We start from the raw sequence: 9688 nt of genomic DNA on the forward strand, positions 1-9688 counted from the left end.
GCGACGCTTGTCCCAATCTCTTTGTTTTGTATCTTAGTAGGTTCTTTTTAATGCTCTGGCTGGATATAATAGCGTTCTTCCCCGATTGGAATCAGCTGGACCTTTCCTCCATAGAAAGCTGATAGCGTTTCTTGAGTGAGAATTTCCTCCTTAGGCCCTTGGGCAAAACTTTGTCCCTCCTTGAGGAGAAGGACATGGCTAAAGGACTTGGTGATTTCCTCTGCATGGTGGGTGACAAAGAGAATGGTCGGCGCCTTTTCCATCTGCTTGATCTGTTGGATCAGCTGAAAGATCGCTTCCCGAGCAAATAAGTCAAGCCCACTGGAGGCTTCGTCAAAGATGAGAAGATCGGGCTCTTCCATGAGACTACGGGCGATTAGAATCGTCTGTTTTTCCCCTTGAGAGAGAGTCCGGTATTTTCGCCCAATCAAAGAAGCAGCACCGATGCGACGCAACATGGATCGTGCTTCCTCGAGTTCTTTTTCTCCATAAGCTGTATAAAGAATGCTACTCTTGTATTTTCCAGTGAGGACGATTTCTTCTGGGGATAGAGATTCAGGGATGCGCTCAGAAATAAAGGAGCTGACCACTCCGATTCGCTTGCGGAGTTCAGGAATCCCTCCTTGGCCAAATTGTGTTCCAAGGACAGAAACTTCCCCTTCCGTTTTCCAATATTCCGCCATTAAGAGACGGAGTAGGGTCGATTTGCCAGCACCATTCAGTCCAAGGATGGCCCAGGTTTCCCCCTTATTGACGGTCCAATTCAAACGGGAAAGGAGATTTTTTCCTTCTTTTCTGAGAGTGACGTCTTTCAGTTCAATTAAGCTTTCTTTCATCTTTTTAACCTTCATAAAAATATTCTCTATTTTACCATAAATATGATAAAATAGCAGATAGGAGGAAAGGGATGTTTCATAAAAGTAAATTATTTTTCTGGACCTGTGAAGTCCTATTATTAACGATTATATTCTATATTTGGGGAAGTATGGGAAGCCTGATCTCTCCCTTTGTATCCGTTCTGAATACCATTATTCTTCCATTTTTGATTGCTGGTTTCTTGTACTATATCACCAATCCAATCGTAGAATTTTTGGAAAAGAAATTTCATCTGAATCGAATTTTGGGCATTCTATTAACCTTGGTAACCCTTTTTGGATTGATTATTTATGGGATTGTTTATATCCTGCCTATTTTGATCAACCAGTTGACAAGCTTGATTAATTCAACCCAAGGTTTGTATTGGGAAGTGCAAAGTTTTGTGACGAAGTTATCGAAAAATCCGGCCTTTCAGAGTATCAATATTCAATCAACCATTCAGCAGTTAAACCTGTCTTATGTGGATATTCTACAAAATATCTTAAACAGTGTGACCAATAGTTTAGGTAGTGTGGTGTCAACGATTGTCAATACACTCTTCATTTTGGTGATGACACCGATATTCTTGGTATACTTCTTGATTGATGGGAAAAAACTGCTACCGATGTTAGAGCGGACTATCCTAAAAAATGACCGGCGGAATATTACCTCTCTCTTAGTGAGTCTCAACCAAACAGTTTCTCGCTATATTAGTGGGATTTCTATCGATGCTTTAATCATCGGGACTTTAGCCTTTATTGGCTACAGTTTTATCGGTTTGAAGTATGCCTTGGTCTTTGCCATTTTCTCAGCCTTGGCCAACCTCATTCCCTATATTGGACCGACGATTGGCTTGATTCCTATGGTGGTTACCTATGCCTTCACGGATTTCAATATGATGATCAAAGCGGTCATCTTTATGCTCATCGTCCAACAGATTGACGGAAATATCCTCTATCCTCGGATTGTGGGAGGAGTGATGAAGGTGCATCCTATTACCATCATGGTCCTCTTGCTCTTATCCAGTAACATCTATGGTGTGATTGGGATGGTTGTGGCGATTCCGGTTTATTCGATCGGTAAAGAGATCGTGAAATTCCTCGTGGCCTTGTATGAAAACCATAAAAAGACAAAGGAACAGCGCAAGCAAGAAGAGTTTGGAATCATTAATAAATCCTAACAGAATAAACAAGAAGGGAATGGGTGACCATTCCTTTTTGAGTATGGACCTAGAAAGGATAGGCTGAGTACTTGAATCTTAAAGTTTTAGCTTTCCTTTAAGAAAATATGTTATAATGAATTAGTAATGATACAAAATCAAGGAGTTTCTATAAGATGATAGAATTGCTTGCCAAAAAGCAGCGACGCCAAATGCGTTTGCTAGAAACATTAATTCGTGAAAAGCGCTGGTTTCATTTGAAGGAACTCGCTGAAATGTTAGATTGTACAGAGCGGTCATTAAAGGAGGATCTTTCAAATTTACGGACGGTCTTTAATGAATTTTTGATTGAATCTTCGACAAATGGTATTAAGATTAGCTATGACGATTCGATTGGGATTGAGGTGGTCTATCATCACTTCTTTAAAGAATCTACAGCTTTCTCCCTCTTGGAATACTTGTTCTTCCATAAGGATGTTTCCAGTGACTTAATTTGTAGACGGTATGATCTCAGCCAGCAATCATTTTATCGCTTGATTCGAAATATCAACCAAATTATTCAGGAAAAGTACAATATTCGAATCACCTTGAATCCTCTAAATGTTGTGGGGGACGAGGTCGATATTCGATTTTTCTATTCCCAGTATTTTGCAGAGCGGTATTATTATTTAGAGTGGCCATTTCCAGATATCAGAGAGCAAGTCATTATTGATTTCATCACCTTCTTCTATAAATTGACAGAAATCCCACTGACTTATTCGATCTTCCATTCCTATAAAATTATGCTGACGGTCTACCTATACCGGATTAAGCAAGGTTATCGAATTGAAGGGGCCAATAATTTTGAACAATACGCCTATCTCTATCAAGAGCTCCCAAAAATCAATGAGATGCTTCGTTATTTTGGTTTGCAGCTGGGTGTAGAATTTAATGAAGAAACCATTGAACAGCTCTTTATTATCTTCCTACAGAAACGCTTCTATTTTACCCCACAGGATTTAATCGACGCTACTGAGGAAGATGCTGTTACAAAAAAATCCTATATTTTAGCCTCTCAATTTCTTGATCACCTGAGTGAATCTTATGGGTTAGAACTTGAGAATTATGAAGAGATGATCATGCATATTCACAACACTGCCTATTTGGAGCGGCGTGAAATCTTTGGTGAATTTCTTCTCTATGATACCAAGAGTTATACCAATGAGGATTATCGAACCCTCTTCCCTAAATTTTATCAGGATGTTGAAACTGGTTTGTATCACTATCTCAAAGAGATGGGCTTTCATGAAAATCCTGAAAACCTCAAGCATCAGATTTATACCGTATTTTCACATTGGGAAAATCTATTGCCTCAACTATTAAGGAGACGGACAGCTGTCAAAGTCTTAATCATTAGCCGATACGATGACCATCATGCTAAGTCCATGATTGATTTCTTAAAATTCTATTGTACGGATAACTTTGAGTTTTCACAGGTCATAAAGCATGACTTTAATCTTCATGAACTAGAGCATACCGAATATGATGTCATTGTTGCCAACTTTATGATTCCGAATATCAAAGGGAAAAAATTTATTTGTACAAGTAGTTTGACCCTTTTGGAACTTGTAGAAAAACTGAATGTACTCTTTTATGATTTTACACGTTATGGAGTATAACTGGCCTTCCCTCCTCTTTTAGGAGGGAAATTTTTGCGACTATGCATCATTTTAAAAAATATGATATAATGGGCATTATTACTATACATTGAGGAGAATATCCATGGAAGACCCTGGCAGTCAGGATTTAATACTGCAATTTGTTTTACTATTTGTATTGACCTTATTAAATGCATTTTTCTCTGCAACGGAGATGTCAATGGTATCGCTGAACCGTTCTCGCGTAGAGCAAAAGGCTGAGGAAGGTGATAAGAAATATATTCGTCTCTTAAAGGTATTGGAAAATCCCAACCACTTTTTATCTACGATTCAGGTTGGTATCACCTTGATTACTATCTTATCTGGGGCAAGCCTAGCTGATGATCTTGGGAAAGTAATCGCTTCTTGGATGGGAAATACGGAGACAGCACGTGCGATAGCTAGCTTCCTCTCACTGGCTTTTCTGACCTATATTTCAATTGTATTTGGTGAGTTATATCCGAAGCGTATTGCCATGAATCTGAAAGATAGTTTGGCTATTCGAACGGCTCCAATTGTGATTTTACTAGGAAAAATCGTTAGCCCCTTTGTCTGGCTCTTATCGGCATCAACCAATCTGGTCAGTCGTCTGACCCCTATGCAATTCGATGATGCAGACGAAGAGATGTCACGGGATGAGATTGCCTATATGCTAGCTAAGAGTGAAACAAGTCTGGATGCTGACGAGATTGAAATGTTGCAAGGAGTCTTTTCACTAGATGAGCTGATGGCGCGTGAGCTAATGGTTCCTCGTACGGATGCCTTTATGGTGGATATCCAAGATGATACCAGAGAAATCATCGAAAGTATCTTAAAGCAGAATTTTTCTCGTATTCCTGTCTATGATGATGACAAGGACAATGTCATTGGTCTGATCCATACCAAACGTTTGCTTAATGAAGGTTTTGTGAATGGATTTGATAACATCGCTCTTCGCAAGATTCTTCAGGAACCACTATTTGTACCGGAAACGATCTTTGTGGATGATCTTTTGAAGGAGCTCCGGAATACACAAAATCAGATGGCCATTTTGCTTGATGAGTATGGAGGAATGGCTGGTCTGGTAACCTTGGAGGACCTTCTGGAGGAAATCGTCGGTGAAATTGATGATGAGACCGATAAGGCTGAAAATGACGTATTTGAAATTGAACCCAACCTCTATATTGTGCAGGGGATTGTGACCCTAAATGACTTCAATGAGTATTTTGATGTGAAGTTGGAAAGTGATGATGTGGATACCATTGCAGGCTACTACCTGACTGGTGTCGGACGGATTCCAGGTCACAAGGAACGCTTGAGTTTTGAAGTAGACAGTATGAAGAAGCATCTGATCCTTACAAACGATAAGGTAAAAAATGGTCGTGTCACCAAGGTGAAGGTTGAGGTCAGTGACCTAGTCGATGAAGATGAGCAAGCGACAAAAGGTCAAGAATAAGAACATCAAATCAGGGAGTTTCCCTGATTTTTTTATGCTCATTTTAGTTGAGTTTGCATCTCTAACCAAATTAATTTATAATAAAATAATTAGTGGTTATAAGGAGATAGCAATGAAACAAGAAGAATGGTTAGCAGAGTTTGAGAGAGCCCATGGTCGACCAGCCAATCAAGAGGAGATCCAACAGGTTTTTGGTGCGTTTGGAAGTCCTGAAACACAAGCGACACCGAATACGCCCGTAAACCCAATTCAATCTCCATTTGAGGGAACAGCTCCTGTTTCCAATCAAGGACAATTTGGAGGTCCCTTACCGTTTCCAGAACAAGCCAAATTTGGAGGAGCAGCGCCAGCCCCAGAGCAAACGCCATTTGGAGGAGCAACGCTAGCGCCAGAACAAACACCATTTGGAGATTCGATACCAGCATCAGAGCAAACACAGTTTGGAGGAGTAGCGCCAACTCCAGAGCAAACGCCATTTGGAGGTGCAACACCAGCCCCAGAACAAACACAGTTTGGAGGTACAGGCCAAGCCCCATTTGGAGGTGCAAGTCCAACTCCAAATCAATTCCAAGGTGGAACAAGTCCTTATCAGCATCAAGGACAGGCTTTTGGACAAGGTGGAACTCAGCCACAAGCTCCTGTTCAGGAGGCGGCTCAAGCAGGAGCGCCCTTCGCATCTTATAACAACGCTCAGATGCAGGGAGGCTATCCAAACAATGGGCAGCTGAATTACCAGGCTAATTCCCCATATATGGGACAAGCTCCAATGCCAGGTAAGAAGTCTAAAAAAGGGCTGATTATTGGTTTATGTAGTCTTGTTGCTGTTGCAGTTTTATCTGTACTTGCATTTTTCTTATTTGCTAAAAATCCAAATAGTATTCAAGGAAAATGGTCAGCTACTCCTGAAATGAAAAAGACAATGAAGTCTGCTTTTTCAGGCACCTTCTCTGCTACATCAGATATTTCGAGTGAATTTATAAAAGACATTGATATGATCGTAGAGGTAAAGGGGAAAAAAGTGACCATCAGTGTGGTTAGTAAGATTGATTTCAAGGGAGCTGCAAAGGAACTCTATGATGATGGGGACAATGATTTTTACTCTGTTGAGGATGCCTTAGACTATATCCAAGAAAACAGTGAGAATTCCTATTTAGAGGATATGGGACTTGAAATCGATGTGAAAAAAGGCACTCTTAAAATGGTAGCCTTTGAAGGTGAGGTAGATGAAAAAGATCACCGATTCATTCAGGATGAAGATTCGAATCATATCCTTCAATACGACCTCAAGTATAAAATTGAAAATGGAACGCTGAAAGTTTCCGTGGATGGAAATGATTATGGAATTGAATACTCCTTTAAAAAATAAGATATTCGCTTATTTAGTGCCCTAATCGGGCACTTTTTTTGTTGATATACGTAGAAAAAATAAGATAATTAAAAAAATTCTGAATTTAGGGTTGACAGCTTGAAAAATTTTCGGTAAGATAGTCAACATAAAAAAACGAAAGCAGAATCTTATGAAAAACACGAACTCCACATTGTTGAATCAAAACTTTTACTTTAGCTACTTTAGATAATGTTTGTAGACATGAACTCATGGATGCAAACGAAACGAGCAATTTGTTTGTATCTATGTGGCTAAGATTTTTGATTGTGGTCCATATAGATGATATCTAAATGGACGGCAATGCTGGCATACTTTTAAGTTTGTGAGGAATGATACCAACCGTTTAGAATCATCTAAACGGTTTTTTGTATTCTGTTTGAATGTTTTAGAGAAGGAGACATGTTTCATGAAAATTGTAAAGAAGTTAATTGCCCCGGTCCTGGTAGTTAGTCTACTAATGACCTCCCTCTTGACCCTCCACCACTTGAAGACCTCTAAGCATCAAAAGATCAAGATTGGGATTTCTCAGTATATTACCCATAAGTCTCTAGATGCGACTCGAAAAGGCTTTGTCGAAGAGTTAGCCAAACAAGGTTATGTGGATGGAGAAGAGATTGAAATTGATTATCAAAATGCCCAAGGGGAGCAGCGAAATTTGAAAAATATTTCAAATCAATTGTCACAGGAAAGTGATCTTGTATTTGCCATTGCGACTCCGTCAGCACAAAGTATCGCCAATACAAGCAAAACGACTCCTGTAGTATTTTCTGCAGTGACGGATCCTCTGGCTGCCAAGCTGGTCAAGAACTTGGATCAACCTGGTGGCAATGTGACAGGAACGAGTGACCAATCTTCAGATGCCATTGCTACGCAAGTCGATCTGATTCAAAAGGTTTTGCCAAGAGCTAAGACAATCGGGATCCTCTATACGCAAAGTGAGCCCAACTCAGTCGTTCAAAAAGAGGAAGCCAAGAAGGTCCTTGAGGCTAAAGGCTACCGTGTCGTAGAGAAGACCATTTTAGACAGTAATAATGTAAAGGCAGCGACTGACAGTTTGATGTCAGAAGTCGATATGGTCTTTGTCCCTACAGACAACATCATTTCTTCCACAATGGAAACCATCAAACAAGTGTCTTTGAAACATCAGGTTCCAGTTATTGGAGGTTCGATTGAAATGGCCCAAGTAGGAGGACTCTATACCTATGGGACAGACTACACCGAGTTAGGGCGTCAATCTGCTCGGATGGCGATTCGTATCCTGAAAGGGGAAAAGGCAGGCGAACTGGCAGTGGAGGCCCCTAAAAATCTAGAATTGTATGTTAACAAAGAGATGGCTAAGAAATTAGGAATTGATCTCTCTGGTATAAACGAAAAGAAATAGGAGATGGATGATGGATTTAGTATTATCAAGTTTATCTGAAGGTTTATTGTGGTCGATTATGGCCATTGGTATTTTCTTAACATTCCGCATTTTAGATATAGCGGATATGACAGCAGAAGGGGCTTTCCCACTTGGTGCTGCAGTCGTTGCGTCCCAAATCCAAGCAGGGCAAAACCCTTGGCTAGCGACCCTCTTCTCGATTTTAGCAGGGATGCTAGCAGGTTTGGTCTCTGGTCTTCTTCATACCAAGATGAAGATCCCAGCGCTCTTAACAGGGATTGTGACTCTGACGGGACTCTATTCAATCAATATTAAGATTATGGGGGGCGTCCCTAATTTATCCATTGGAGATTCTAGTACCATTTTCAAGTCGGTGATGGGCTTGGGTTTGTCCAATGAGGAGGCAGTCTTTGCTGTTAGTATTGCTTGTTTGTTATTGGTCTGTCTGATTTTGACCCTCTTGATGAAAACCCAGATTGGTTTGGTTCTTCGTTCGACTGGTGACAATATCCCGATGAGTGAGGCCAATGGGGTGAATGTGGACACCATGAAGATTTTCGGTTACATGATTTCCAATGGCTTGGTGGCATTGTGTGGGGCTCTCTTCGCTCAGACAGATGGCTTTTCAGACGTGACTTCTGGTACAGGGACCATCGTCGTAGGTCTCAGTGCTGTTATTTTAGCAGAAGTCTTGATCCATGATTTGACCATTGGAGGACGCTTGCTTTCGATTGGAGTGGGGGCAATTGTCTACCGCCTCATTATCCTCAATATCTACGAAATTCCAAACCTAGACCAAAACTTGGTCCGTTTGTTTAACGCTATTCTCTTGGCCTTGGTCTTGTTCGCACCAGAAGCCCAGAAACGTCTCAAGATTCGTGGATTAAAATTAACCAGCAACTAGAAGGAGAAGATAAATGGCAACATTGTTAAAAATTGAAGACATCCATAAGACATTCGAAGCAGGTACGGTCAATGAAAACCATGTTCTCAAAGGTTTGGATCTGACAGTAGAAGAAGGAGATTTCATTTCTGTCATCGGAGGAAATGGAGCCGGTAAATCGACCTTGATGAATATTCTGGCAGGTGGCCTGCAAGTGGACCAAGGAGATATCCTTCTAGAAGGAAAATCCATTAAGCAGACTAGTGTTCGGAAGCGTGCCAAGGATATTGCGCGTGTTTTCCAGGATCCTAAGATGGGAACGGCTTCCCGCTTGACCATTGAAGAGAATATGGCCATTGCTAAAAAACGAGGAGCAAGACGGGGACTCAGTTGGGGCGTCAAAGAAAAAGACCGCGAGGAATTTAAAGCGGCCTTGAAGGAACTCAATATTGGCTTGGAAAATCGCCTCAAAGTGGACACGCAATACTTATCAGGGGGACAACGGCAAGCTTTGACCTTGGTCATGGCTGCCTTGGTCAAACCCAAACTCCTGCTACTGGATGAACATACCGCAGCGCTCGATCCCAAAACCAGTGAAATGGTCATGGAATTGACGCAAAAAATCGTGGAAAGCCATGATTTGACAACCTTGATGATTACGCATGATATGAATCATGCCATCGCATATGGCAATCGTTTGATCATGCTCTACCAAGGCAAGATTGTGGTCGACGTTAAAGGGGAAGAAAAGAAGAACCTGACGGTTGAAGACTTGATGCGCCTTTTCCATCAGAATAGTGGTGAAACCTTGGTGAGTGACGAATTGGTTTTAGGATAAACGAAAAAGAGGCTGGGACAAAAGTCCTATCCTCTCAATTGTCTTTGGATTATCGAGCAAGACGCAGTGGTTGA

Annotated in this window: 8 protein-coding genes; 7 read left to right on the top strand and 1 reads right to left on the bottom strand. The window is 41.0% G+C overall.

Annotation, left to right across the window (positions count from 1 at the left end; all coding sequences use genetic code 11):
• Positions 1 to 47: 47 nt before the first annotated feature.
• Positions 48 to 851 carry an ABC transporter ATP-binding protein gene (locus tag ADF75_RS06420; protein WP_048789542.1) on the bottom strand — a complete coding sequence of 268 codons (804 nt, stop codon included), beginning with the start codon at positions 849 to 851 and terminating at the stop codon, positions 48 to 50.
• Positions 852 to 907: 56 nt separating this feature from the next.
• Here ADF75_RS06420 and ADF75_RS06425 point away from each other — a divergent pair, with 56 nt between their 5' ends.
• The 7 genes from ADF75_RS06425 to ADF75_RS06455 all read left to right on the top strand — a co-directional run bounded on the left by ADF75_RS06425 (position 908) and on the right by ADF75_RS06455 (position 9614).
• A complete protein-coding gene (locus ADF75_RS06425; protein ID WP_048789543.1) occupies positions 908 to 2035 on the top strand; it encodes an AI-2E family transporter in 1128 nt (375 codons plus the stop codon).
• A 155-nt stretch (positions 2036 to 2190) separates the two neighbouring features.
• A complete protein-coding gene (locus tag ADF75_RS06430) occupies positions 2191 to 3672 on the top strand; it encodes a M protein trans-acting positive regulator PRD domain-containing protein (protein ID WP_048789544.1) in 1482 nt (493 codons plus the stop codon).
• A gap of 103 nt (positions 3673 to 3775) precedes the next feature.
• Positions 3776 to 5125, top strand: a complete 1350-nt coding sequence (locus ADF75_RS06435) for a hemolysin family protein (RefSeq protein WP_023027140.1) — start codon at positions 3776 to 3778, stop codon at positions 5123 to 5125.
• A 112-nt stretch (positions 5126 to 5237) separates the two neighbouring features.
• Positions 5238 to 6491, top strand: coding sequence for a hypothetical protein (locus tag ADF75_RS06440; protein WP_048789545.1), 1254 nt, complete (start codon positions 5238 to 5240; stop codon positions 6489 to 6491).
• Between the two features lie 427 nt (positions 6492 to 6918).
• Positions 6919 to 7893 (top strand): ABC transporter substrate-binding protein, encoded by a 975-nt coding sequence (locus tag ADF75_RS06445; protein ID WP_048789546.1) that lies wholly within the window; start codon positions 6919 to 6921, stop codon positions 7891 to 7893.
• Positions 7894 to 7903: 10 nt separating this feature from the next.
• Positions 7904 to 8797, top strand: coding sequence for an ABC transporter permease (locus ADF75_RS06450; protein WP_048689748.1), 894 nt, complete (start codon positions 7904 to 7906; stop codon positions 8795 to 8797).
• Positions 8798 to 8810: 13 nt separating this feature from the next.
• Complete coding sequence (locus ADF75_RS06455) at positions 8811 to 9614, top strand: ABC transporter ATP-binding protein (RefSeq protein ID WP_048789547.1); 804 nt, start codon at positions 8811 to 8813, stop codon at positions 9612 to 9614.
• The last annotated feature ends 74 nt before the right edge of the window (positions 9615 to 9688 follow it).

Origin of the sequence: Streptococcus sp. 1171_SSPC, from assembly GCF_001069335.1 — a bacterium.
Lineage (GTDB): Bacteria > Bacillota > Bacilli > Lactobacillales > Streptococcaceae > Streptococcus > Streptococcus xiaochunlingii.